This is a genomic window from Lachnospiraceae bacterium oral taxon 096 (assembly GCA_018141845.1).
GTDB lineage: Bacteria > Bacillota > Clostridia > Lachnospirales > Lachnospiraceae > F0428.
The window spans coordinates 2161044-2186925 of record CP073340.1; the positions used below are offsets into that span (position 1 = coordinate 2161044).

The following is a 25882-nucleotide window of genomic DNA, read 5'->3' on the forward strand; positions in this document are numbered from 1 at the left end:
ATTCACCTAACATCCTTCCAAAAAATTAATCAACAGTTTATATTTCCTTAAAAATTATAAAGCAGACCATCCTTTTTGTCAACTAAGCACGCAAGCTAATTCCAAGCTCTTTTAACGCATTGACAATCGCATCCATTGCCGTTACAACTTCTTTCTCCTCCAAAGTTCTCTCCTTGCGACGGAATGTAATTGTATAGGCCATTGACTTAAATCCCTCCTGAATCTGGTCTCCCTCATAGATATCAAATAGAGCATAAGATTCTAGACTGTCACCACCAAATTTTTCAATTACCTCTTCAATCTGTCCAGCCAAAATTTCTTTTGGAACAACCATAGAAATATCTCTTGTCATTGCTGGATACTTTGCAATGCCGGTATACTTAATATCAAAAGAAGTAAATGGAATGAGTGCCGGCATATCCAATACAGCAATATATGTCTTTTCTCCAAGCTTATAATTTTGTGCAACTTCTGGATGAACCTCACCCAGATAGCCCAAAGTCTTTCCACAATAAATGATATCTGCTCTTCTTCCTGGATGCAAAAATGGTCTATCGCAATGAGGTTCATAGGTGACTTTTTCCTTTAAACCAACTCGCTCAAAAAACTCTTCCACAACGCCCTTCATCACAAAGAAATCACCCGCTCCATAAAATCCAAGAGCAAATTGCATTCTTTCATCTGGAAGCTCTGTCAACGGCAAAGTCTTTGGTCTGTAAACATTGGCAAGCTCATAGAGTTTGACATCCTTATTTCTTCTGTTGTAATTTGTAGACAATGAATTGAGAAGACCATGTAATGGTGTCGTTCTCATCACCGAGAAATCTTCTCCAAGTGGATTCATAATTTCGATTGCCATGCGATCCTTGCTGTCCTTTGCAAAGTTTAAACGATCAAAAACTTTTGGACTTTCAAATGAATAGTTCATTGCCTCAGAAAATCCCAAAAATTGTGCTGTTTCTCTCGCCTGTTCTTCGATGCGTAACTTATAGGTAATTCCTCCCATCGTTGCCTCTCCACTTGGTAATGTTGTCGGAATCTTATCATAGCCAAAGAATCTTGCCACTTCCTCTGCCAGATCAGCCATTACATGGATGTCCTGACGAAATGTTGGTGCAACAATCTCATTGGTCTTTTCATCATACATCAACTCAATTTTTTCAAAGTAGCCAATCATCTCTTCCTTTGAAATATTCGTTCCGAGCAAACGATTGATTCGGTCTGGTTCAAATTTTACACGAGATGGTTCAACCTTATTTGGATAGATGTCCACAACACCACCGACGACCTCACCTGCACCCAATTCCTCGATAAGTTCACAGGCACGATTGATCGCATCGATGGCATTATTGGGATCAAGTCCCTTTTCAAACTTTCCAGATGCATCTGTGCGAAGTCCGAGACGTTTGGATGAGAGTCGGATATTTGTGCCATCAAATGTTGCTGCCTCAAAAATCATAGTCTGCACATCATCTGTAATCTTTGAATTCTCACCGCCCATAATTCCCGCAATGCCGATTGCCTTTTCCCCATCACGAATCATTAAAACCTGATCATCTAACTTTCTCTCTTGACCATCCAATGTCTCAAAGAGTTCGCCATTTTCTGCACGCTTTACAACAATTTTCTTTCCTGCAATATTTTCATAGTCATAGGCATGCATTGGCTGACCATATTCTTCCATCACATAGTTTGTAATGTCAACAATGTTGTTGATTGGGCGAATTCCACTTGCTGCCAGTCGCTTTTGCATCCACTTTGGAGAAGGAGCAAGTTGAATATTCTTAACCATTCTTGCTGTATATCGCTTACAAAGTTCTGTGTCCTCTACATCCACAGTCAAAAAGTCATTGACATTCTCGTGATTTCCTGTTGGCTTAATCTTTGGAAGAACAAATTCTTTTCCAAATGTCGCTGCGGCCTCTCTGGCAATTCCAATCACAGCATAACAATCCACACGATTGGAAGTAATCTCGTATTCAAAGACAGTATCTCGAAGACCAATGACTTCGATGGCATCATCTCCTGGCACACTATCTGTTGGCAAAATATAAATTCCACTTTCTGGTGCGTCAGGATAGTACTCTCGATCTGCACCGAGCTCTTCAATAGAGCACATCATTCCAAAAGATTCTACACCGCGAAGCTTTCCCTTTTTAATTCGGATGCCATCTTCTGGCAGCGGTCCACCATCATGTCCCCCTGCAACCTTTCCTCCATCAAGGACTACGGGAACCTTGTCTCCCACATGGACATTTGACGCCCCCGTTACAATTTGAATTGGTGCGTCCGCTCCAATATTTACCTGACAAATAATCAACTTATCTGCATCTGGGTGCTTTTCAATTGAACAAATTTCTCCCACTACAATTTTTTCTAAATTCTTGTCCAGCTCCCGATAGCCTTCAACCTTTGTTCCCGTAAGCGTCATTGCCTCCGTATAATCGTGTGCACTCACCTCTAAACCTGGCACATACGCTTTAATCCAAGATAATGCTGTATCCATTACTCTCTCCTTATCTGTCTTATTTTAGAACTGCTGTAAAAAACGAATATCATTTTCATATAATAGGCGCATATCATCAATTTCATATTTCAAAAGTGCGATTCTTTCCAGGCCCACACCAAAGGCAAAACCTGTATATTCATTTTTATCCACACCACACATATCCAGCACATTTGGATGCACCATTCCACAACCTAAGATTTCAATCCAGCCACTGCCCTTACAGAAACGACATCCCTTGCCTCCACATTTAAAACAAGTTACATCCATCTCCGCACTTGGCTCTGTAAATGGGAAGTGATGCGGTCTAAATTTCACTTTTGTCTCTGGTCCAAAAAGCATTTTGGCAAATTCTGCCAAAGTTCCCTTTAAATCTGCAAATGTAATATTCTTATCAATAACCAATCCTTCGACCTGATGGAAACTTGGAGAATGTGTTGCATCAACTTCATCAGAACGGAAAACTCGACCTGGAGAAATCATACGGATTGGCAATTTTCCCTTTTCCATCATTCTGGCTTGCACTGGAGAAGTTTGTGTTCTCAACACAATTTCCTTGTTGATATAAAATGTATCTTGCTCGTCCTTTGCTGGGTGATTGGCTGGAATATTGAGCTTTGCAAAATTGTACTCATCATACTCAATCTCTGGTCCTTCCACAACTTCATAGCCCATGGAGGTGAAAATTCTCTCCACCTCATTGAGTGCAACTGTATTTGGATGACTATGTCCCAATACATTTTTCTTTGCAGGCAAAGTTACATCAATGGTTTCCATCTTCATTTGCTCTTCTCGTGCAATCTTTACCAGTTCATCCTTTGTCTGTGCCAGCTTTTCCTCTAGCATCTGTCTCACTTCATTGACCATCTGTCCAACCTTTGGCTTGTCCTCAGGCAGAACATCCTTCATTCCCTTTAGTACAGCCGTAAGCTCGCCCTTTTTTCCAAGATAGGCAACCTTTAAATCATTGAGCATATCTAGATTATTTACTTTGGCAATCTTTTGAAGTGCCTCTTCTTTAATTTTATCTAATTGTTCCTTAATCATTCCATTCTCCCTCTCTATACATCATCTGTCACAACTACTGTGTGCCACCAATGAGCTCTCTTTTCACATAGTTCATCGCACTTTTTACTGCTGGCACCTGAATAATCAAAAGTGTCAAAATACCCTCAGCTAACAAATAACTATAATTATAAATCACAGGATAAAACATCTTCAAGCTCTGTGGGAAATTTTCTGGCATATAGGAAAACCAATACAAATATCCCCCCAGAGAATGAAAAAAACCTCTCACTATCACAGCCAATAAAAATCCCTTTTCAAAACCATGCTTCTGATTTCTAAATGCCCCTGAAAGTCCCAACGCAGCAAAGGCAAAGAAATAGTCACAGCAAACTTGAAAAATGGAAAGCACATAGGGTTCCTGTAAAAATTGTAAAACGCCATAAGCGAAACCACCTAAAATTCCTGCCTTTAAACCATACCAATAGCCAATTAAACAGACAAAAAACATACTAAACAGTGTAACAGCTCCTCCAAAAGGCATAGCAAAAATTTTAATATACGAAGCAATAAAACCGAGTGCCAATGCCATTGCACATACAATCAACTCTTTAATCTTCATTTTTTCTCCTCTTGCTAAGCAAACTGACTATTATACAAATTTGCATAAAATCCCTTTTTCTCCAGCAACTCCTCATGTTTTCCACTCTCAATAATATGTCCGTCCTTCATAACCATAATGACATCCGCACTTCGAATGGTTGAGAGTCTGTGGGCAACAATAAAGCTTGTCCTTCCCTGCATCATCTTATCAAAGGCATCTTGAATCTTTAATTCGGTTCTCGTATCAATCGAAGATGTTGCCTCATCCAAGATTAAAATTGGAGGTAAGCAAAGCATCACTCTGGCAATACACAAAAGCTGACGCTGACCTGCAGAAAAGTTTTCTCCGCCTTCTGTAATAACAGTATCATAGCCATTTGGTAATCGACGAATAAATCCATCCGCATAGGCTTCCTTCGCCGCAGCCACAATTTCTTCCATACTGGCATCTGGCTTTCCCATAGCAATATTTTCTCTAATGGTTCCAGACTTTAACCAAGTATCCTGCAAAACCATACCAAAGGACTTCACCAAAGAATCCCTTGTCACCTTCTTTGTACTAATCCCCTCAACACTAATCTTTCCACCTGTAATTTCATAAAAACGCATCAAAAGATTAATGACTGTAGTCTTTCCGCAACCTGTCGGCCCAACAAAGGCAACTCTTTGCCCTTTCTTGACATCAATATTGAGATTATCAATAAACTTCTTATCTGGAACATAAGAAAATTCGACATCTTCTAATTTTACATTGCCCTCAACATTTTTTAATTTCACTGCATTTTCTGGATCAGCTACAATCTCACTCTCATCAATCAATGCAAATACTCTAGCTGCACAGGCAATAGAATTTTGTAACTCTGTCACCACGCCCGAAATATCATTGAATGGCTTCGTGTACTGCTGTGCATAGCTCAATACACTTGCTAATTGTCCAACCGAAATATAGCCAGAGATAGCTAAAAGTGCACCTGTAATCCCCACGCCTGCATAGACAAGTGCATTGACAAATCTTGTTGCAGGGTTAGATATCGAGGAGAAAAAGGTTGCCTTGACATAGGCATCTCTTAGATTTTCATCTGCTTGTTCAAAACTATCCAGTGCCATTTCTTCTACACCAAAAGCTTTGATCGTCGAAATTCCTCCCACCATCTCATCGACAATTCCCGTCATCTCTCCACGTCTTGTGGATTGATTTTTAAAATGGACATAGCTCTTCTTTGCAATAAATGCAGCCACAAACATAGACAGTGGAGTGACCAAAATAACAACCAATGTAATTCGAATACTGACGCTGAACATAAAGACTAAAGTCAAAAGAATTGTCAACACTCCCGTGAGTAATTGGGAAAATCCAAGAAGTAAACCATCTGAGAATTGATCCACATCATTAATAATTCGACTGATGATATCTCCATGACTGTTTCCATCAATGTAGGAGATGGGAAGTCTTTGCAATTTATCAAAGGCTTGCATTCGAATATCTCGAATCATTCGATACACCACCGAATTATTGATTGCTGACATCAACCACTGTGCAACAGAAGTAACCATCATTGCCAAAATCATCTGAAGAATAATTTTTGCAAGTTTTTCAAAGTTTACATGATCCTTTCCCAATATGGTGTCCACTGCTTTTCCTGTAAGTATAGGAAGAAGTAAGGTTGTAATCACCACAACGATGGCAAGAAGAATACCCAAACACATACGCAGACGATAGGGCTTAATTAATATCAATATTCTTCGCATTGTACTCTTTGAATTATTTTTCTGCATTGTTCTCTACCTCCTCCCTTGAAAGCTGCGACATACAAATTTCTTGATAGACCTGACAATGTTTTACTAAATCTTCATGTTTTCCCATTCCAACAATTCTTCCATCATCAAGTACCAAAATCTGGTCTGCGTGGCGAATGGAAGAAATCCTCTGTGAAACCATAAATACGGTGGTCCCCACAAGTTCATTTTTAATAGCATTTCGAAGTTTGGCATCGGTCGCATAGTCAAGGGCGGAGGAAGAATCATCTAAAATCAATACCTTTGGTTTTTTTACCAATGTCCTTGTAATCGAAAGACGCTGCTTTTGACCACCAGAAAAGTTTGCACCAAGTTGTCTTACTGGTTCGTCCAATCTTCCCTCTTTTTTGTTGATAACTTCAGCTGCCTGTGCAATACTCGCTGCTCTGTTCATCTGCTCATCTGTTGCTTGTTCATCTCCCCAAAGTAAATTTGACCGTATACTTCCCTTAAACAGTCGACTCTTTTGCTCAACAATACCAATCAGCCTTCGAAGTGACGAAAGAGAATACTCCTTGACATTTTTTCCAGCAATCTCTACCTCTCCCTGACGAACATCATAAAATCTTGGAATCAGATTGACCAAAGTTGATTTTCCAGAACCAGTTCCTCCAATAACGCCAATCATCTGCCCCTTATTTACACTAAAATTAATTTCTTCCAGTGCATCTGCTCCAGCATTTGGATAGGAGAAGTTGACATCCTTAAAACAAATCACTGCCTCCTCTTTTGCACTATCCCAACTCTGTAAGGCATCTTCTTTCCCATCGACCAATGAATTTTGAATGGCAAATACTTCATTGACACGCCTTGCACATGCTGAGGCCTTTGACATATTAATAATGAGATTAGCAACTTTAACGAGTTCCACCAAAATCTGAGACATATAATTGACCAGAGCAACAACCTCTCCCTGTGTCAATGTACCCACATTGACCTTGACAGAGCCCGTCTTTAAGATCGCAACAATGCCCAAATTAATGACAACATAGGTCAATGGATTCATCAATGCAGAAAGATTGCCCACATGAATTTGCATATCTGACAAGTTCTGTGTTCGATCTTTGTAGGTCGAAATCTCATCGCTTTGCCTAGAAAAAGCACGGATTACACGCACTCCTGTAAGGTTTTCTGATGTCTGACCAAGGACATCATCCAGTCGCTTTTGCACCTGCTTATACATTTTGACAGTCTGCCCCATAATACTTGCCACAATCACTGCCAAAAGTGCGATGACCACTACAAAAATCAGAGATTCTCTCACATCAATACTAAAGGACATCACCAATGCACCAAAGACAATAAACGGAGAACGTAATACCAATCGAAAGAACAAATTTACTCCCGCCTGAATTTGATTAGTATCATTGGTCATACGGGTTGTGAATGTATCCCTGCCCAGTAAATCTGTTTCAGCATGAGAAAATCCAAGGATATGTCGAAACAAATCATCTCTGAGTGCTGTTCCAAAACCCGCTGCGGCCTTTGCACTAAAATATTGTGCCGTAATAGCACTGCAAAGCCCCACGATGGCCAATCCCACTAGTACCGCCCCCATCCTTACAATATAGGCTGTGTTTTCCTGGGCAATACCATGGTCAATTATTCCAGCCATCACTAGGGGAACCAATAGCTCAAAACTTGCTTCCAACAATTTAAAGAGCGGAGCAAGTATGGACTCCTTGGTGTATCCACGAAGATACTTTACAAGTTTTAGCATTTTTCTTCCTTCTTTCTCTATTCATTTATCTAATAACTTTTACATCGTACTCCATTACTTCAGTACTGTCAAATTTTCTTCTCGAACAAGGTAAATTTTTTTTGCTAATCTCGCCAGTTCTTGTCCATATCTAGCATTCTCTTCGATCCTCTTTTTTTCCTCCATATCAATGGGGTCAAGGCAGCGCCCCAATTCAAACACTACCCTGACCTCACTATAGCTTCTTTCTATTGCTTTGACCGTCCTTGCACTCTTTTTATCTGCAATCACTAAGATAAAACTAGAAGAATGCATAGGTCAAGTCCTTGTTGTAGGTGCTCGCAAAGGTAATCCCATCAAAGCATTCCTTTTCGGACATTCTCTCTGAATACACTAAACTACTTGCACGCTCGCACACATTGCCAACTCCTGTAATCTCTTCTACAAACTCGGAGTCATTAAAATCCCCCTTTGCCTTTTCCAAATCCTTTGCGGTGTAAATTTTTAATCTTGCCTTGTACTTCTTTGCCAAGGCCAAGATAGCTGGTTCATTGGCCTTTAAGTCAATGGTAGCAAAGCTGGCAATTGCTGCACCATCAATTTGATTTTTTGTCAACCACGCAGAAAAAGCCTCATCCATCTTTTCAATTTCTGTATCTTTCTTACAGCCCACGCCAACACAAATATTCTTTGGAATTAAGCGAAGAATTGATTTTTCAGGTGTACTCTTTTTAAATGTGCGATTCGTCACATAGATAGAAATTGGACTCTGACTATTTCTCAAATAGGTTGGTACCTTTCCAATAATCTTATAGCCAGAAACCATCTCCACACTCTCGCCATCCAATAGTCGTGAACTCACCTCCCTGGCCAATTTTCTGTCACTCAACTTTAACTTATTTTTCTTTGCCCATTCATCCACAGCCCAAACACCCTCGACATCTGTTGCTGTCGTAATCACTGCATTTGCCCCCAAATGCTCAGCAAGAATCCTCGAAAGCTCATTGGCACCGCCCATATGTCCTGAAAGAAGGGAAATGACATAATTTCCAAGCTCATCCATACACAAAACTGCTGGATCTTCAAACTTATCCTTCAAAAATGGAGCAATCGCTCGCACTGCAATACCTGTGGCCCCAATAAACACCAAAGCATCATTGGAATAGAAATATTCTCCTGCAAATTCTTTTAATGGCACACGGTGATTTTTCATTCGATCCACCATCTCCACATGATGCCCCATTGTATTTAGTAATTCATTCACTCGCTGCCCTAGGCGCATCCCCTGCTCTGTAAAACTAATAATTGTAATCTTCATTGCCTTCTCCTTTCCTCCATAAAAAAAGCTGTCACACTAATTACAGTGCAACAGCCATCTTTATTTCTTCAAATTATTCCTCGTCAACAGACTCTTTCTCCTGATTGTTCAGCAAACTTCTGATGCTCAAAGAAATCTTTTGATCCTCTTCGTTGATATCCACTACGCGAGCCTCAACTTCCTGACCTACTTTGAGTACATCAGATGGCTTTTCTACATGATCTTTTGCAATCTGAGAAACATGTAGGAGTGCATCAATACCTGGCTCAAGTTCAACAAAGGCACCAAAATCTGTCATACGAGCAACACGGCCCTTAACCACTGTGCCCTTTGCATACTTTTCTGCTGCATCCTTCCATGGATTAACCTCTGGGAACTTCATGCTCAAAGCAATCTTCTCACCAGTGATATCCTTGATCATTACGGTCACCTTATCGCCTGTCTTAAATACCCTCTTTGGATTTTCAATTCTTCCCCAACTCATCTCTGAAATATGAAGAAGACCATCCGCTCCGCCAAGATCAACAAAAGCACCAAAATCCGTGACATTTTTTACAACGCCCTCAACTCTATCCCCTGGTTTAATTCTAGCAAAGAGTTCTTTTTGAAGTTCCGCCTTCTTCGCCTTCATCAACTCCTTGCGGTCGCCAATAATGCGACGACGTCTTGGATTGAACTCTGTGAGAACAAAGCTAATCTCCTGACCCGCATACTTTTTCAAATCTTTCTCATAAGTATCTGATACAAGACTTGCTGGAATAAACACCTTTGTGTCCTCAATATCTACACTAAGACCACCCTCAAGTACTTGTACAACCTTTGCTGTAAGTATCTCATGATTTTCAAATGCTTGCTGTAACTTTAATGAACCTTTATCTACGGCAAGTCTTCTTGAAGAAAGAACTACCTGTCCCTCTCCATCATTCACTTTGAGAACCTTTGCCTCAATTTCATCACCTTCATGAACCACAGTACGAAGATCTAGACTGTTGTCATTTGTGTACTCGTTACGAGTAATAATACCATCTGACTTAAAACCAATATTCAAAATGATCTGGTCTTCTTTAACATTGATTACTTTACCAGTGACAACCTCTCCTGTACGTATTGTTTTTAATGAATCCTCTAACATCTCTTCAAAACTAAGGTCTGACATTACTATGAACCTCCTCAATGATTTGTTTTGGGGTTGAAGCCCCTGCTGTAATGCCTACACTGCGCACAGAAAATAAATCATCCAAATTTAAATCTTCAAGTGTCTGAATAAAAATGGTATTTGCACACTCATTTTTACAAATTTCTACAAGCTTTGCTGTGTTTGAACTGGATTTACCACCAATCACAATCATCGCATCTACTTTGGCCGCAATCTCGCAAGCCTCCACTTGTCTTTCCTGTGTAGCATTGCAAATCGTATTAAAACACTTAATATCATAACCTAAATCACTTATTTTATCAAGAATTTCTTTGAATTTGTTGTAATTATATGTTGTCTGTGCAACAATACTAATCTTTTCATCTGGTTTCAAATTCAAATTCATAAAACCCTCAAAGTTTTCTACTGCTACTGTATTTTCATCTCCCCAGCCTTGAATGCCTTCCACTTCTGGATGTTTTGGATTTCCAAAAATGATGACTCTTCTTCCTATCTTGCACTCCTCTTGTACAATATTATGAATCTTTTTCACAAATGGACAAGTAGCATCAACCACCTTCATTCCACTGTCTAGGCAGGTATCCATCACATCCTTACTAATACCATGGGAACGAATAATTAAAGTTCCACTCTCTTTTAATTCATCCAATCCCTCAATCACCTGCACACCCTTGCTAGCTAAATCTTTGACCACTTCTTCATTATGAATAATTGGTCCCAAAGTATACACTTGATTTCCCTTTTCTACTTCGCTGTAAACAGTATCCATTGCCTTCTGTACACCAAAGCAAAATCCTGCGGTTTCTGCTAAAATCACCTCTCGCATATTCTATCTCTCCCTTGCCAATGAAACAATTTTTTCCACCACTTCATCAATTGTCATATTCGATGAATCAATGAGAATTGCATCTTTTGCTTGACGAAGTGGAGAGATTTCTCTATTCATATCTTGTGCATCTCTTTCCATAATTCCCTGCTCAATATCATGAATATCACAAAATACACCCTTTTGTGTGAGTTCATTGTACCTGCGCATCGCTCGAACCTTTGATGATGCCGTTAAATAAATTTTTACATTGGCCTGTGGCAATACCACTGTACCAATATCTCGCCCATCCATTACCACATCTTGCTTTGTAGCAACTTCCCTTTGCATTTTCACAAGATACTCTCGAACAAGAGTATACTTGCTTATTTCACTTGCCCAATTGCCCACTCGCTCTGCACGAATCTCCTCTGTGACATCTTTTCCATTGAGCAATACTTTCTGATCCCCTGCTTCAAATTGAATATCCACCTGGATATTCTCTATTTCTTTGGCAATTCTTTTTTCATCATCACTTGCAATTCCATTTTTAATGAAAAATAATGCCACAGCGCGATACATTGCACCTGTATCAACATAAATACAATTTAATTTTTTGCTGACCATTTTTGCAATCGTTGACTTTCCTGCCCCTGCTGGTCCATCAATCGCAATATTCAATCTCTTATTCAACATATTCTATATCCTCTCCAGCACACCAACCTGTTGACCATGCAATTTGCAAATTATAGCCCCCAGTCAGTGCATCCAAATCCAATATTTCCCCTGCAAAATACAAGCCCTTAATGAGCTTTGATTCCATAGTTGAAGGATTGATTTGAGAAACATCGACACCACCTTTTGTGATAATGGCCTCCTTAAATCCTCGTGTACCCACAATCGTATATTCCAAACATTTTGTTGCTCGAATTAAATCTTGTCTCTGCTTCTTTGTAATTGCATTGACTTGAATATCAGTTGGAATACCCGATTGACGAATCACTTCCGGAATCAATCTTGCTGGAAATAGCTTCACCAAAGCATTCTTTAAATTCTTATTTTTAAATTCCAAGAAATCTCGAAGAACTCTTTGTTCCAATTGTTCAAAGCTCAGTGCAGGCTTTAAATCAATATGAAGCAACAACTTATGCTTTTTTAAGCTTTCCACTACATAAGAACTTGAGGATAAAATGACAGGACCGCTGACACCAAAGTGAGTAAATAACATTTCACCAAAATCTCTGTAGAGTTCTTTACCTCCATCGAGTACACAAACTTCGATATTCTTTAGAGAAAGTCCCTGTAAATCTCCACAAGTTGGCTCCTCAATCACTAGGGGAACAAGTGAAGGCAGGCATTCCTTCAACCGATGTCCTGCCCTCTTTGCAAAGCGATGGCCGTCCCCTGTTGAACCTGTCGCTGGGTAACTTAATCCCCCTGTCGCAACAATGACAGCATCCGCTAGCACTTTCTCATTTCCCTTTACCATAATCCCCTTAATACACTCTTCCTCAATCAAAAGTCCTGTAACCTCAGATTTTAAAAATACCTTTACACCATAGTCCCTCAATATCTTTTCCAATGCCTTTAATACATCAGATGAATGGTCCGAAACAGGAAATACTCGATTTCCTCTCTCTACCTTAAGGGCACAGCCAGCATTTTCAATCATCTGCATAATATCTTCATTCGTCAAATTCTTAAATGAACTGTATAAAAATTTGGGATTGCGAACTACATTGTTCATCACTGTCTGCATATCTGAGGCGTTGGTCACATTGCAACGTCCCTTTCCTGTGATATATAATTTTTTTCCCAATTTTTCATTTTTTTCATAGATACAAACTTCATGCCCTTTGGCAGCTGCAGAAACGGCAGCCAGAATCCCGGCTGCCCCTCCTCCTATAATGATTACTCTGCTCATTATAACTCCACAGTAACAAAAATATCATAAATTGCCTTAATTGCGGATTCAAAATCACATTCTCTCACACCAATAATGATATTAAACTCTGAAGAACCCTGATCAATCATCTTGACATTGATTCTTGCATGAGCCAATGCAGCAAAAATCCTTCCTGCTGTACCACGATTGGCCTTCATTCCTCTTCCCACAACAGCAACCAATGCAAGTCCTGATTCCATTTCCACAGAATCTGGCTTTGCCTTGCGATGAATGCCCGCAACAACTCTTTGCTCATGATCTTCAAATTCATCCTGATGAACAAATACGGACATCGTATCAATACCTGATGGCATATGCTCAATCGAAATGTCATTCTCATCAAACACCTCAAGTACTTTGCGACAAAATCCAACTTCTGCATTCATCATCGCCTTATCTACATTGATGGAACAAAATCCCTTCTTGCCCGCAATGCCTGTAATCGTATATCTTGGTCGCTTACAAGTGCTCTCCACAATCAGTGTTCCCTTGTCCTCTGGACGATTGGTATTGCGAATATTGATTGGAATACCCTCTGCCCTTACTGGAAAAATTGCATCCTCATGCAATACACTCGCCCCCATATAAGAAAGCTCTCTCAGCTCTCTATAGGTGATGGTCTCAATCACTGCTGGATCCTTAATAATTCTAGGGTCTGCAATTAAAAATCCAGATACATCCGTCCAGTTCTCATAGACATCCGCATGAATGGCTCTAGCTACAATCGACCCAGTGATATCTGATCCACCTCTTGAAAATGTTCGAATCTTCCCACTGTGATCAATGCCATAAAATCCTGGAATAACCACCTTTCCCTTTACATTTTCAAGCCTTGCAGAAATCTCTGCATTTGTATATTCTGCATCAAATGTGCCATCTTCATTGAAGAAAATAACCTCTGCTGCATCCAAGAAGTCACAACCCAAATAGTTTGCCAACACCATACCATTGAGGTATTCGCCACGAGATGCCGCATACTCCTTTCCCTGCTTTGCTAGGAAATTCTCCTCGATTTTCTTAAATTCCATATCGAGATTTAAGTTGAGTCCCAGGCCATCAATAATACTCTGATATCTGTCTTTAATTTTTTCAAATACCTTCTTGTAAGATCCCCCTGTAGAAGCAGCCTCATATGCTTGATACAGCATATCTGTTACCTTCTCATCCTTTGAATCCCTCTTGCCTGGTGCGGAAGGAACAACAAATCTTCTCGCCTTATCTGCATTGATAATGTCGCTCACCTTCTTAAATTGCTTTGCACTTGCCAGTGAACTTCCGCCAAACTTAACTACTTTCTTCATAAAAAACTATCTCCTCAATTTATTTAAAATAGGCAACTCCCGATGCAAATATCTTCATATCTTGGTCACCATAAATATTGATGGCAATATCCTTACCTCTTCTTTCCGCATGGGCCATCTTTCCAAATACTCGTCCATCTGGACTTGTAATTCCTTCAATTGCCCCATAGGATCCATTCGGATTCCATTCATCATCCATTGTTGGATTTCCTGCCAAATCAACATATTGTGTCGCCACCTGTCCATTGGCAAATAATTGATCTAACCACTCCTTGGTCGCAACAAATTTTCCCTCTCCATGAGAAGCAGGATTTGTATATACCTTGCCAAGCTCAGCCTGTGCAAGCCATGGAGATTTATTGGACACTACTTTTAGGTATACTTCCTTTGAGATATGTCGCCCAATATTATTCATCGCCAATGTCGGTGCATCCTTGGCCTGAACACCAATCTGACCATTTGGTACAAGGCCAAGCTTTACGAGTGCCTGAAAGCCATTGCAGATACCAAGCACCAAGCCATCTCTTTGACCAAGCAATTTTTCAATTTCTTCCTTAATAACTGCATTTCTAAATACAGCCGCAAAAAACTTCGCCGATCCTTCTGGTTCATCTCCTGCAGAGAAGCCACCTGGGAACATAATAATCTGAGATTGTGCAATCTCCTTCTTATAAAGTTCTACAGAATCACGAATATCCTGTGCTGAGAGATTTCGAAATACAAACGCCTGTGCCTGTGCACCAACTTTTTCAAAAGCTCGAATGGAATCATACTCACAATTGGTTCCAGGGAAAACTGGAATAAATACTCTTGGTTTTGCCACCTTATTCTTGCAAATATAGATATCCTTTGCCTCAAATAACTTTGTCTCCATTGGCGATGGCACAGATTCTTGCGTTGTTGTTGGGAACACTCCCTCAAGCGGTGCCTCCCATACCTTGAGTGCCTCATCCAAAGAAATCTCTGTATTGCTATAACTTAACTTCGCATCATCTGTCACTTCTCCAATAACAGTATAAGTGATGGCAAGCTGTCCCACATATTCTCCTGGAACCTCAGCAACAATATTTCCATAACCTGGAGCAAAGAAATCTCTTGGATCAAAATTGTGCTCAATCTTGGCACCGAGCATATTTCCAAAACTCATCTTGGCAATGGCCTCAGCCACACCTGAACGCTCTGTTGCATAGGCTGATACAATGCGTCCGCTCTTGACATCCTCAAAGAATTTCGCATATTGATCTTTAATATACTCATAATCTGGCAAGTCATACTCATTTCTCTTTGCTCGAAGAAGAATAATTTTATTGCCTGGTTTCTTAAATTCTGGACTGAGAATGTGACTGGCATTGGCCACATCGACAGCAAAAGAAACCAATGTCGGTGGAACATCGATATCATTAAATGTTCCTGACATCGAATCTTTTCCTCCAATAGAGCCAAGTCCAAATCCAAGCTGTGCATCATAGGCACCCAAAAGTGCTGCAAATGGCTGGCTCCAACGCCCTGGATCTTCGCTCATTCTGCGGAAGTACTCCTGAAAAGTAAAATGAATCTTTTTGTAATCTCCACCACCAGCAACAATTTTAGCCACAGAGGACAAAACGGCATAAATGGCACCATGATATGGGCTCCAGCTAGATAAATATGGATCATATCCATAACTCATCATCGTCACTGCATCTGTCTTTCCGTGTAAAACAGGTACCTTGGCCACCATTACTTGTGTCTCTGAACGCTGATATTTTCCACCATATGGCATCAACACACTACCTGCTCCAATTGAGCTATCAAACATCTCCACAAGTCCCTTTTGTGAACAAACATTGAGATCCTTCAATGTGTCAAGCCATTTTCCTCTGACATCTTCAATATCTCCTTGAACAAATGGATTGGCTTTTTCATCTGGAATCTCCACGCTGACATTTGCCTCCTGGTGAGCACCATTGGTGTCAAGAAAAGCTCTACTGATGTCAACAATAGTTTTTCCTCTCCAATTCATCACAAGGCGAGGATTTTCTTCTACCTTTGCCACTTCAACAGCCTCTAAATTTTCCTCAGCAGCATAGGCCAAAAATTCCTTCACATCCTTTGGATCAATCACAACAGCCATTCTCTCTTGAGATTCAGAAATCGCAATCTCTGTTCCATCAAGCCCTGCATATTTTTTTGGCACAAGATCAAGATCAATCGTCAAACCACTGGCCAGCTCTCCAATAGCCACAGAAACACCACCTGCACCAAAGTCATTGCACTTTTTAATTAATCGACTAACTTCTGGTCTTCTAAACAATCTTTGAATCTTTCTCTCTGTAGGTGCATTTCCCTTTTGAACCTCAGCACCACAAGTGTCAATAGAGGTTGTTGTATGCACCTTACTTGAGCCTGTTGCACCACCACAGCCATCTCGACCAGTTCTTCCACCCAGTAAAATAATGATATCGCCTGGATCAGAATTCAATCTCTTGACATCTTTTCTTGGTGCTGCACCCATAACCGCACCAATCTCCATGCGCTTAGCCACATAGTCTGGATGATAAATCTCCTTTACATAACCTGTTGCCAAACCAATTTGATTTCCATAGGACGAATATCCTCTAGCTGCCCCTGTCACAATCTTTTTCTGTGGCAATTTTCCATGCAAGGTCTCCTTGAGCGGACGAGTTGGATCTGCTGCCCCCGTCACACGCATCGCTTGATAGACATAGGTTCTACCCGACAATGGATCTCGAATTGCACCACCAAGACAGGTTGCTGCTCCACCAAATGGCTCGATTTCTGTAGGATGATTGTGTGTCTCATTTTTAAAATTAATTAGCCACTCCTGTGTCACTCCATCCACATCAATGGGAACAACAATGGAGCAGGCATTAATCTCATCCGATTCCTCGACATCAGTCAAGATTCCCTCTTTCTTTAACTTTTTCATTGCCAGCAGAGCAATATCCATCAAACAAATATACTTATCCTCTCTGCCCTTATACAAAACTTCTCTGTCGGTTTTATAGCGATGAAATGTATCTTCCATCGGCTTTCTATAGTATCCCTCACCAAAATCAATATCTTTGAGTTCTGTCTGGAAAGTTGTGTGACGACAATGATCAGACCAATAGGTATCGAGCACACGAATCTCTGTCATCGATGGGTCTCTCTTTTCCTCATCTCTAAAGTAATCTCGAATAAACTCAAAATCTTTAAATGTCATCGCAAGATTGAGACTTTGATACAAAGACTTTAATTCCATCTCTGTCATATCTCGAAAGTGCTCAAAAATAATGACATCCTTTGGTACATCGTAGTGAGCAATCAATGTCTGTGGCTTTTCCATTCCTGTCTCTCTAGAGTCCACTGGATTAATACAAAAACTCTTAATACTCTCTATTTCTTCTGGCGAAAATTCCCCACGCAATACATAAGTTGTAGCCGAAACAATGGCAGGATTCTCTGTGGCATCCAGCAATTGAATGCATTGCACCGCTGAATCTGCCCTTTGATCAAACTGACCTGGTAAATACTCTACAGAAAAAATAACATCCTTCTCGTCATGTGGAAACTCTTCCTCATAGAGATCATCTAGCGGCGGTTCAGAAAAAATAGTATCCAGAGATTTTTTATATGTGGTCTCAGAAATATTTTCAATATCATATCGGATCAGAACACGAACACCCTCTAGTCCCTGGCACCCGATGTATCTTTTGATATCCTCTCTCAACTCTCCTGCTCGAACTGCAAACTCTGGTTTCTTCTCGACATAAATTCGCTTGACCGTCATTTCAATTGTCCCTCCCTGCTCATTGCATTCAATGTAATCTTCATCAATTCTGAAACTTCTTCCTGTGAAATTCCTGCACGAACAGCTAACTCCTCAGGTGTTGCCTCTCGACCAAGTTCCAAAGCCAATACTCTTGCTTCTTCTGACAATGCATTCAATCGATCAGCCAATTCTTCTTTGGCACTTTTTGCTAGATTCTCCTCAGAAATCATCATCTTCATTGCGTCGTGAATCTCGGCTGCAATTTGTGACTTCAAATCTCCACTCTTGTAATTCATCACCGCATTTGTCAATGCCAAATTGATTTGTGCAATCATATCATTCGGATGAATCCCCTGACCGGTGTAATCCTTAACGAAGGAAATGGCATATTTTAAATTTCCCTCAATCAATCTCTCACAAACTGAATGATTTCCCCCTCTCAATTCCTTAAGAAGTCTTGTCTCCTCCTCTTCTTGTATGGGCTCAATATCCGCAAGCTCTTCCAAAAAGATTTGTAATAAATCTATTTTTTCTTCCATTGTCATACTCCATATTTTATTGCCATGTGCTACGCTACCACCTTAAGCTGTGAAAGTATGCGAAATACCTCATCATCCCACAACTTTTCCACACTCTTATCAAGTCCAAAAGTCTCACTGGCCATCCCACTCACCACATAGAGTCGCTTCTCTCGATAATAGATATTGACAAAAAAGCTCTTTCCATCCACTAAGTGATTGTCGATATCTTGATTTTTCAACCATTGCAAAAGCATAGAGGAACTGAGCCTAAGCACAATCGTAAAGGAAATGGGTAATTTTTTTCCCTTGACCATATCATAACACAAATTCCTCACTTTTTTCCACTGACAGAAAGATTCTTTTCTACTTTCTTCATCATCAAAATACTCTTTCACTATTTTTCCACTAATATGATAGGTCGCAAATGTCTGTACCTTGGCTTCGACAAGCAAATATTCATCAAAGTCTTCTTTCGCAAAGAGCAATGTTGTCAACTTTTTTTGCTCACTAATTTCATGCTCCCTCACGGTTGACTGCCCCCTTGTAATTCAAAAAGAAATCCGCCCCATCATAGTCACCACTGACTTGCTCAGAAATTCTTCTCCACTCTGAGCCACTGACATCAATTTTTCTCGTGCGAACAAAAGATTGATATGCTGAATCTAAGATGTCTTCTCTTCTTTTTTCCTTCATTTTTGCCTTTTTCTTTGCTGTCTCTTCCTTGTCATAGCCAACAATGCACTTATAAATATAGAACTTTCCCTTATCTTCAATGATGCTACTAACCTGACCATCATTAAGTGCACAAACTGCCTTATCTGCTGTCTCGCACAAATCCTCATGCCCAACTTCAATATCAATATCCTTAGATTCTGAATTTTGCTTTGCAATGGCAAAAAAATCTGCCCCCTCTGCATTGACCTGAGTTTCTAATTCTTGTGCCTTATTTTTATCTCCCACAACAATTCTTTGTAATTTAAGAACTCTTGCTTCTTCCTCACTAATTTCATCGGTGTCACTGTCCGCAATCGTCTCATTGACCTTTTGTGCCAGTGCATACTCCTTAAACATTTCATCCACTTCTTCGTGAGAAATATCAGAAAATGCTGTCTTTTGCTTTTTTAACTCATTGTAATACTGATTTGATGCCTCTCCCATCATGGCCTCTTCCTCTGTTGTCAAACGAATCCCTCGCTCTGCCGCAATCAAATTTAGCACTTTTAATTCTTTAAAAAAGTTTCTCATATCGTCCAAAAACACCTCCTCATAGGTCTTTCCGTCATCAGTCACTTTCTTTTGCCAAATTTCATCGGTATAGGCCTTTGTAATCTCCTGCTTTTGAGAAAGTATCATCATCATCATCTGTGCTCTTGTATATCCTGGACTCTCCACTGGTGTGGTAATGTCCTGTGCCACATTTTTTACTGCACAGCCCGTGAGCATCACCATACATCCAAGGAGCAATATCCTCTTTCGAAATTTCAACTCCATCCTCCAATGTCAGTTCACTTTCATTATTCCATCCATATCTTCCATATCCTGACCATTTAGGCGTTTCCACATACAATATAAAAAATCAACAATATAAAATGTCAACAACAAAATAGCCAAATACTTCTGTTTATTTTCTGGGATTTTTGCCACTACACTGTGGGCAAAACCATTCAGCCAAGTAAAGAAAAATATTCCCAAAAATCCCCAAGCAATGGAACTCTCTGCACAGATAATTCCCTTATAATTGAACTTTTTATCACTATAATCCCACCAAAGTGAACCAAATAGTCGAATCATCGCCGCTGCAGTGACCAACTCCATCAATGTGGCCATCAGCATACTTGCAAAATACAACTGGACGAAATGCCCTTCAAATGGTGAGAGCACTAAGTATGCCCCTAGTGCTCCAAACCCATAGATAATACAAAATGGTCCATGTCCAAAACCCCGATTGATAACTAACTTTTTATACTGTATAGTCAGTACAATACATTCCAGCACATATCCCATAAAACTAAAGAGAAAAAAAACATTAATCATATGATAAATTGACATCTTCTTCTCCCTCCCTACGAATAATAAACTGTACCATCAATCACCAATGCAATAATTATGCCAAGAATTGCTCCCATCAATACCTGTAATGGCGTATGGCCAACAAATTCCTTTAATTTATCCTGAAAGTCTTCCATATCCTGAAACTTAAAAAAATCCTGTTCCATAATCTTATTTAATAATTTAGCCTGTTTTCCCGTTTCTCTTCGAACCCCCATGGCATCATACATCACTACAACTGCAAAGATAAATCCAATGGCAAATTGAAAGGAACCAACACCATATTTTAGGGCAGATGACATGGCAAATGCACATACAGTCGAGCTGTGGGAGCTTGGCATTCCGCCACTGCCCCACAGTCGCTCTGCTTGAAAGGAACGATTGTACCACAAATCAATCAGTGTCTTTAAGATCTGTGCAATCAACCAACCAAGACTGGCACTCACCAACACTTGATTGGCTCCCAACTCCTGAAAAAAACTCATCTTTCTCTCCTCTATGCCCTGCTCCTGCTCAACGAAAACGCCTGTTTTACTGATACCATTGTCTCTCGAATACTACAAACTTTATCTGCATAGGTCAACACAAACCCCTCCGCATACTTTGGCGGAATAATGGTCAACGGCCACATATGTTTGACAATCATATCTGCTTCCACCTCAGTGAGATCAAAATACTTTTTCGCATTTTTTAGTGCAACACCTGGATGTGTAAAACCATGAATTCGATTGCCCTGAGTGTGCCAATCATACAAAAATAAATCATGTAATAGTGCACCTCTTGCGGCCTCTCGATAGCGTAAGCCTCTTGCTCTTGCAATTTTATAGGTCATATAGGAAACATCAATGCAATGCTCCATACAAGTTGTTGTCCCATGCATAATAAAATTTTCTGTGGACTGAAATACATCCGATTCCAAAATGTCACTGACAATTTCCATATATTCCTTATCCTGTCTATATTGCGTTTCCATTATCCTCCAATTCTATCCTCCAATTCTAATATCCAATCAACCAATCATATAATTCTTGATACTTTAATGCCGAGTGCATCCAAGAAAAATCAACATCCATTGCTCTTGCCACCATCTTGTTCCACTCACGCCTCTTATTATAAAAGATATACTTCGCATAGTTGATGGTGTGTAACATTTCATGTGCATTGTAATTTGCAAAGGCAAATCCTGTTCCTTTTCCCTCAAACTCATTATATGGCTCTACGGTGTCCCTGAGACCTCCTGTCTCTCGCACAATTGGAATACTTCCATAGCGAAGAGCCATCAATTGGCTCAAACCACATGGCTCAAATTGAGATGGCATCAAAAATGCATCACTTGCTGCATAAATCTGATGGGAAATGTCCTCGGAATAATAAATCTGTGCCGACACACGATCTGGATACTTCCAAGCAAAGTGGCGGAACATATTTTCATATTGTGCATCACCTGTGCCCAAAACTACCAACTGAACATCATCTCTACAGATTTCATCCATCATGTACTCAATGAGATCAAGCCCCTTTTGACTTGTCAATCGAGATACAATGCCCATCATAAACTTTCCTTCATCTTGGTAAAGGCCCAATTTTTGTTGCAAAGCCAATTTGTTCTTTACTTTCTCTTTTCTAAAATCGACAATGCTGTAATTATGATCAATCAAGCGATCTGTTGCTGGATTAAACACCTTATAATCTATACCATTGACAATGCCTCGAAGATCATGATTTCTCGCTCTCATCAATCCATCCAATCCCTCACCATAAAATGGCATCTGGATCTCCTTGGCATAGGTCGCACTCACCGTTGTCACTGCATCTGCAAAGACAATGCCTCCCTTTAAAAGATTTCCATCCTTATACGACTCCAATTTGTCTGGCACAAAGTAATAATCTGAAAGCCCCGACAGACGCTGAATCGTCTTAATATCCCACACACCTTGGAACTTTAAATTATGTATTGTGATGACCGACTTCATATCTCTAAAGAATTCTCCACCACGGAAGCGATCTTTTAAGTATACAGGAATGAGTCCTGTCTGCCAATCATGACAATGAACAACATCTGGATGAAAATTAATCAATGGAAGTGCCGACAATGCAGCCTGTGAAAAGAATGAAAACTTTTCAATATCCTTTAACCAATCTCCATATGGCTTATCCCCTGCAAAATACTCTTCATTGTCCACGAAGTAAAATGTTATTCCCTCTACTTCTGTCTTGAGTATTCCCACATAGCGATCTCTTCCCAAATAGGACATATAAAAATGAGTTACATACTCCATTTTATCTTTGAACTCTTGCTTCATGCACAAATACTTCGGAATAATAACCCTACAATCAAAATATCTCTTGTCAAAATACTTTGGCAAAGATCCTACAACATCAGCCAGTCCTCCTGTCTTAATAAATGGAACTGCTTCTGATGCCACAAAAAGTATATTCTTCATCTTGAAACCTCCTAAATTAGCTCAATCTTCTTTTTATCTGCCAATTTCTTCATTTCCCCCGCTGTATCAAGTACAGCCTGTGTAATTTCACTGCCGCCCAAAAGTCTTGCAAGCTCTGCCACAATTTCATCTCCGAGAACTTCTGTAATCTCTGTCTTTGTCGAAACTCCATCCGTCTCCTTTACAATATGGTAGTGATAATCTGCCATAGCTGCAATCTGTGGAAGATGAGAGATACATATTACCTGACGCTGTTTTCCAATCCTCACCAATTTCTCTGACACCTTCTGTGCGGTTCTTCCGCTAATCCCACTGTCAATCTCATCAAAAATTAATGTATCCACCTCGTCCACACTCGCAAGCACTGTTTTTAGTGCAAGCATCATCCTAGACAGCTCGCCTCCACTGGCCACATCTTTTAGTGGCTTTAATGGCTGTCCTGGATTCGTGCTAATTAAAAACTCTATTGTATCATTTCCAGTCAAAGTATAATTCTTTAATCTTGTCACTTGGATGTCAAATTGAACGCCCAAGAAATTCAAATCTCTCAATTCCTCTGTGATGGAAACAATCAACTTCTTTGCTGTATCTATTCGATAATCATGCATTTGATTCGAAAGTACCTCAAGCTCTTGCTCTAATCGTTCTTTCTCCTCTAGTTCACGCTCCTTCTCCAAATCATAATCATTTAAATAGGCAAGTCTTATCTCTTTTTTCTCCAACAAAGCTCCAATTTCATCTGTATCAATTCCATACTTACTCTGTATATGACGAATGAAATCCAATCTCTCTTGCACCTGCAAAAATTCTCCCTCATCGTATTCTGCCTGTGCAATATAATCTTCCATTGACCGCATTGACTCATCAATTAAATTCGAAATATCCCTTAGTTGCTGTTCAATGTCTGCAATTTGCTCATCATACACACTGACAAGATTGACTTTCTTTTCCGCCTCTGAAATATAGTCCTGTGAAATGGCCTGCAATGCCTGTGCAAGGGCATCTTGAATTCTATTGGCATTTTTTAATCGCTGAAATTTTGTTGCCAACTCGTCTTCTTCTCCTGGTCGAATGTTTGCCTGCGAAATCTCTTGAATTTCATATTCCAAAATTTCCTTTTCTCTCACACGCATATGCTCGTCCATTGACTCAGACAACCGCTCACATACCGCCTTGTACTCTCGGTAATATTTTGCAATTTTCTGCTTGCACTGTAATGCCTTCTGCCCCGCATAGACATCTAAAATCTCTAGGTAATTTGTGGAACTCATTAACGACTGGTGCTCATGCTGACCATGAATATCAATCAAAATTGCAGTGATATTTCTTAGCTTTTGCAAAGTACAAGTTTCATCATTGATGCGAATCACATTTCTTTGAGGATAAATTTTTCTTGTGATAATCAATTGCCCATCTGGGCCCATCTCTAAGCCCATTTCCTTCAATTTTTCACACTTTTTCTCATCCTCTACGCTAAAAATCAATTCCACATATCCATAATCTGCACCATATCGAATGCGATCTTTGCTCGCCTTTGCCCCCAAGGCCATATTGATGGAATCAATCAATATGGATTTTCCTGCACCAGTTTCTCCCGTCAATACATTTAGACCAGAATGAAATTCCACATCCGCCTTTTCAATCAATGCAAGATTTCTTACGCACAATTCCAATAACATCCAAATATCTCTCCTAGTATTCTTCTGCCATAATCTTTTTCAATTTTCTCATCACTACAATGGTGTCATCTACACTTCGGATGGCACACATAATTGTATCATCCCCTGCAATGCACCCCACCAACTCGTGCATATGCATCGCATCAATTGCAGCAGCCACCGCCATCGCCATACCTGATAAGGTTTTGACTACCAAAATATTTTGTGCCATATCCATGGACACAAATCCCTCTCTCAGGATGCGAATATTTTTATCTGGTAAATGCTCGTTACTGCGAAATGTTGCGTATTTTTGCCTTCCATTATCTAACAGAACCTTAATTAACCTAAGCTCTCGAATATCTCTTGAAATTGTCGCCTGTGTCACATCATATCCAGCTTCTTTGAGTCTATCTGCCAACTCCTCTTGTGTTTCTATCTCATATTTCCCAATGAGCTCTACTATCTTTGAGTGTCTTTCTGGTTTCATTTAAATCCCTTTCATCTTCTTTCTCAAATTATCCAGAAAACTTCCCCCCTGGCGCTTGACAAATTTCGCCACGGCATCAGCCTCCTTCAAAAGAATTCGGTCCCCTACCAATAAATCAACCTCTTCCTCTCCATCAAAGACAATGCCACAGCAATCATCTGCACACTCTGTAACCTCAATTTCAATCACATCATCTGCACTCAGCACAATACTTCTTCGATTTAGTGCGTGTGGACAAATCGGTGTAATAATCATCATTCTGGAAGATGGTTCAACAATTGGCCCTCCAGCACTTAAATTGTACGCTGTAGAACCTGTTGGTGTCGATATAATTATACCATCTGCTGTATATTCATTCAAGAACTCTCCATTGACAAAGATCTTACATTTAATTGCCTTTAATCCCTCTGTCCTCGTCAACACAGCCTCATTCATTGCAATATGCTCGGCAATTTGTTTTTCTTGATGTATAATATGCCCTTCAATCAACATTCGATTTTCAAGCGTATATTTTCCTGCCATCAATTCGTCCAATGCAGGCCAAATATCATCAATTTCACTGACACTGGTCAAAAAACCGAGATGTCCCATATTTACACCAAAGATTGGAATTTCTCTCCGACTAATATCTCTAGACGCTCTCATCAGTGTCCCATCTCCACCGAGGGTAATCACACATTCAACATCCTCTGGAATCTCAGTCTCTGCTGCATAGCCAAAGATTCGATAGCACTGACCTCCCCGACTTTCAATATACGCACTCATCTTTTTGGCAATTGGTCCAATATGCTCTTTTCCACTATTTTCTATCAAGCAAAATACCTTCATTCT

The 25882-nt window shown here is 40.0% G+C and carries 23 protein-coding genes; all 23 read right to left on the reverse strand.

Annotated elements, in window-relative coordinates; all coding sequences use genetic code 11:
• Positions 1–82 precede the first annotated feature (82 nt).
• Complete coding sequence (locus J5A74_10425; GenBank protein QUI95757.1) at positions 83–2506, reverse strand: phenylalanine--tRNA ligase subunit beta; 2424 nt, start codon at positions 2504–2506, stop codon at positions 83–85.
• 24 nt (positions 2507–2530) lie between these two features.
• The gene (gene pheS / locus J5A74_10430; protein QUI96897.1) at positions 2531–3550 is read right to left on the reverse strand and encodes a phenylalanine--tRNA ligase subunit alpha; all 1020 of its coding nucleotides are present in this window, start codon (positions 3548–3550) and stop codon (positions 2531–2533) included.
• 37 nt (positions 3551–3587) lie between these two features.
• On the reverse strand, positions 3588–4133 hold the full coding sequence (locus tag J5A74_10435) for an energy-coupled thiamine transporter ThiT (GenBank protein QUI95758.1): 546 nt from the start codon (positions 4131–4133) through the stop codon (positions 3588–3590).
• A 14-nt stretch (positions 4134–4147) separates the two neighbouring features.
• Positions 4148–5890 carry an ABC transporter ATP-binding protein gene (locus tag J5A74_10440; GenBank protein ID QUI95759.1) on the reverse strand — a complete coding sequence of 581 codons (1743 nt, stop codon included), beginning with the start codon at positions 5888–5890 and terminating at the stop codon, positions 4148–4150.
• Complete coding sequence (locus J5A74_10445) at positions 5877–7631, reverse strand: ABC transporter ATP-binding protein (protein ID QUI95760.1); 1755 nt, start codon at positions 7629–7631, stop codon at positions 5877–5879. Before J5A74_10445 ends, J5A74_10440 begins: the two co-directional genes overlap by 14 nt.
• A 54-nt stretch (positions 7632–7685) precedes the next feature.
• The gene (locus tag J5A74_10450; GenBank protein QUI95761.1) at positions 7686–7925 is read right to left on the reverse strand and encodes a hypothetical protein; all 240 of its coding nucleotides are present in this window, start codon (positions 7923–7925) and stop codon (positions 7686–7688) included.
• A complete protein-coding gene (cbiG, locus tag J5A74_10455; GenBank protein ID QUI95762.1) occupies positions 7912–8928 on the reverse strand; it encodes a cobalt-precorrin 5A hydrolase in 1017 nt (338 codons plus the stop codon). Before cbiG ends, J5A74_10450 begins: the two co-directional genes overlap by 14 nt.
• 73 nt (positions 8929–9001) lie before the next feature.
• Complete coding sequence (gene rpsA, locus J5A74_10460; GenBank protein QUI95763.1) at positions 9002–10084, reverse strand: 30S ribosomal protein S1; 1083 nt, start codon at positions 10082–10084, stop codon at positions 9002–9004.
• Positions 10071–10910: a 4-hydroxy-3-methylbut-2-enyl diphosphate reductase gene (ispH, locus tag J5A74_10465; protein ID QUI95764.1), complete on the reverse strand. Its 840-nt coding sequence runs from the start codon at positions 10908–10910 to the stop codon at positions 10071–10073. The genes rpsA and ispH overlap by 14 nt, the downstream gene beginning before the upstream one ends.
• Before the next feature lie 3 nt (positions 10911–10913).
• The gene (locus J5A74_10470) at positions 10914–11585 is read right to left on the reverse strand and encodes a (d)CMP kinase (GenBank protein ID QUI95765.1); all 672 of its coding nucleotides are present in this window, start codon (positions 11583–11585) and stop codon (positions 10914–10916) included.
• Entirely contained in the window at positions 11575–12813 is a 1239-nt protein-coding gene (locus J5A74_10475; GenBank protein ID QUI95766.1) for an NAD(P)/FAD-dependent oxidoreductase, read from the reverse strand. Before J5A74_10475 ends, J5A74_10470 begins: the two co-directional genes overlap by 11 nt.
• The gene (locus tag J5A74_10480; protein ID QUI95767.1) at positions 12813–14135 is read right to left on the reverse strand and encodes an aspartate kinase; all 1323 of its coding nucleotides are present in this window, start codon (positions 14133–14135) and stop codon (positions 12813–12815) included. Before J5A74_10480 ends, J5A74_10475 begins: the two co-directional genes overlap by 1 nt.
• A 19-nt stretch (positions 14136–14154) precedes the next feature.
• Positions 14155–17907, reverse strand: a complete 3753-nt coding sequence (locus tag J5A74_10485; protein ID QUI95768.1) for a phosphoribosylformylglycinamidine synthase — start codon at positions 17905–17907, stop codon at positions 14155–14157.
• Positions 17904–18428 carry an RNA polymerase subunit sigma-70 gene (locus J5A74_10490; GenBank protein QUI95769.1) on the reverse strand — a complete coding sequence of 175 codons (525 nt, stop codon included), beginning with the start codon at positions 18426–18428 and terminating at the stop codon, positions 17904–17906. The genes J5A74_10485 and J5A74_10490 overlap by 4 nt, the downstream gene beginning before the upstream one ends.
• A 29-nt stretch (positions 18429–18457) precedes the next feature.
• Positions 18458–18937: a hypothetical protein gene (locus J5A74_10495; GenBank protein ID QUI95770.1), complete on the reverse strand. Its 480-nt coding sequence runs from the start codon at positions 18935–18937 to the stop codon at positions 18458–18460.
• On the reverse strand, positions 18924–19895 hold the full coding sequence (locus J5A74_10500) for a hypothetical protein (GenBank protein ID QUI95771.1): 972 nt from the start codon (positions 19893–19895) through the stop codon (positions 18924–18926). The genes J5A74_10495 and J5A74_10500 overlap by 14 nt, the downstream gene beginning before the upstream one ends.
• Before the next feature lie 15 nt (positions 19896–19910).
• Positions 19911–20459 (reverse strand): putative ABC transporter permease, encoded by a 549-nt coding sequence (locus J5A74_10505; GenBank protein ID QUI95772.1) that lies wholly within the window; start codon positions 20457–20459, stop codon positions 19911–19913.
• Positions 20460–20473: 14 nt separating this feature from the next.
• Positions 20474–20944 carry a divergent PAP2 family protein gene (locus J5A74_10510; protein ID QUI95773.1) on the reverse strand — a complete coding sequence of 157 codons (471 nt, stop codon included), beginning with the start codon at positions 20942–20944 and terminating at the stop codon, positions 20474–20476.
• Between the two features lie 11 nt (positions 20945–20955).
• On the reverse strand, positions 20956–21432 hold the full coding sequence (locus J5A74_10515; protein ID QUI95774.1) for an HD family phosphohydrolase: 477 nt from the start codon (positions 21430–21432) through the stop codon (positions 20956–20958).
• Between the two features lie 25 nt (positions 21433–21457).
• Positions 21458–22903 (reverse strand): glycogen synthase GlgA, encoded by a 1446-nt coding sequence (gene glgA, locus J5A74_10520; GenBank protein ID QUI95775.1) that lies wholly within the window; start codon positions 22901–22903, stop codon positions 21458–21460.
• Between the two features lie 11 nt (positions 22904–22914).
• On the reverse strand, positions 22915–24582 hold the full coding sequence (gene recN, locus J5A74_10525; protein ID QUI95776.1) for a DNA repair protein RecN: 1668 nt from the start codon (positions 24580–24582) through the stop codon (positions 22915–22917).
• 13 nt (positions 24583–24595) lie between these two features.
• Complete coding sequence (locus tag J5A74_10530) at positions 24596–25051, reverse strand: arginine repressor (protein ID QUI95777.1); 456 nt, start codon at positions 25049–25051, stop codon at positions 24596–24598.
• The gene (locus tag J5A74_10535) at positions 25052–25879 is read right to left on the reverse strand and encodes an NAD(+)/NADH kinase (GenBank protein QUI95778.1); all 828 of its coding nucleotides are present in this window, start codon (positions 25877–25879) and stop codon (positions 25052–25054) included.
• Positions 25880–25882 lie beyond the last annotated feature (3 nt).

Excerpts from the sequence above, each read along its gene's own strand:
- rpsA (QUI95763.1), bottom strand. The coding sequence starts at position 10,084 with ATGTCAGACCTTAGTTTTGAAGAGATGTTAGAGGATTCATTAAAAACA.
- cbiG (QUI95762.1), bottom strand. The coding sequence starts at position 8,928 with ATGAAGATTACAATTATTAGTTTTACAGAGCAGGGGATGCGCCTAGGG.
- J5A74_10485 (QUI95768.1), bottom strand. The coding sequence starts at position 17,907 with ATGACGGTCAAGCGAATTTATGTCGAGAAGAAACCAGAGTTTGCAGTT.
- recN (QUI95776.1), bottom strand. The coding sequence starts at position 24,582 with ATGTTATTGGAATTGTGCGTAAGAAATCTTGCATTGATTGAAAAGGCG.
- J5A74_10530 (QUI95777.1), bottom strand. The coding sequence starts at position 25,051 with ATGAAACCAGAAAGACACTCAAAGATAGTAGAGCTCATTGGGAAATAT.
- ispH (QUI95764.1), bottom strand. The coding sequence starts at position 10,910 with ATGCGAGAGGTGATTTTAGCAGAAACCGCAGGATTTTGCTTTGGTGTA.
- J5A74_10475 (QUI95766.1), bottom strand. The coding sequence starts at position 12,813 with ATGAGCAGAGTAATCATTATAGGAGGAGGGGCAGCCGGGATTCTGGCT.
- J5A74_10440 (QUI95759.1), bottom strand. The coding sequence starts at position 5,890 with ATGCAGAAAAATAATTCAAAGAGTACAATGCGAAGAATATTGATATTA.
- J5A74_10510 (QUI95773.1), bottom strand. The coding sequence starts at position 20,944 with ATGAGTTTTTTTCAGGAGTTGGGAGCCAATCAAGTGTTGGTGAGTGCC.
- J5A74_10505 (QUI95772.1), bottom strand. The coding sequence starts at position 20,459 with ATGTCAATTTATCATATGATTAATGTTTTTTTTCTCTTTAGTTTTATG.
- J5A74_10435 (QUI95758.1), bottom strand. The coding sequence starts at position 4,133 with ATGAAGATTAAAGAGTTGATTGTATGTGCAATGGCATTGGCACTCGGT.
- J5A74_10535 (QUI95778.1), bottom strand. The coding sequence starts at position 25,879 with ATGAAGGTATTTTGCTTGATAGAAAATAGTGGAAAAGAGCATATTGGA.
- J5A74_10450 (QUI95761.1), bottom strand. The coding sequence starts at position 7,925 with ATGCATTCTTCTAGTTTTATCTTAGTGATTGCAGATAAAAAGAGTGCA.
- J5A74_10490 (QUI95769.1), bottom strand. The coding sequence starts at position 18,428 with ATGGAAGAAAAAATAGATTTATTACAAATCTTTTTGGAAGAGCTTGCG.
- J5A74_10470 (QUI95765.1), bottom strand. The coding sequence starts at position 11,585 with ATGTTGAATAAGAGATTGAATATTGCGATTGATGGACCAGCAGGGGCA.
- J5A74_10425 (QUI95757.1), bottom strand. The coding sequence starts at position 2,506 with ATGGATACAGCATTATCTTGGATTAAAGCGTATGTGCCAGGTTTAGAG.
- J5A74_10480 (QUI95767.1), bottom strand. The coding sequence starts at position 14,135 with ATGAAGAAAGTAGTTAAGTTTGGCGGAAGTTCACTGGCAAGTGCAAAG.
- glgA (QUI95775.1), bottom strand. The coding sequence starts at position 22,903 with ATGAAGAATATACTTTTTGTGGCATCAGAAGCAGTTCCATTTATTAAG.
- J5A74_10515 (QUI95774.1), bottom strand. The coding sequence starts at position 21,432 with ATGGAAACGCAATATAGACAGGATAAGGAATATATGGAAATTGTCAGT.
- J5A74_10445 (QUI95760.1), bottom strand. The coding sequence starts at position 7,631 with ATGCTAAAACTTGTAAAGTATCTTCGTGGATACACCAAGGAGTCCATA.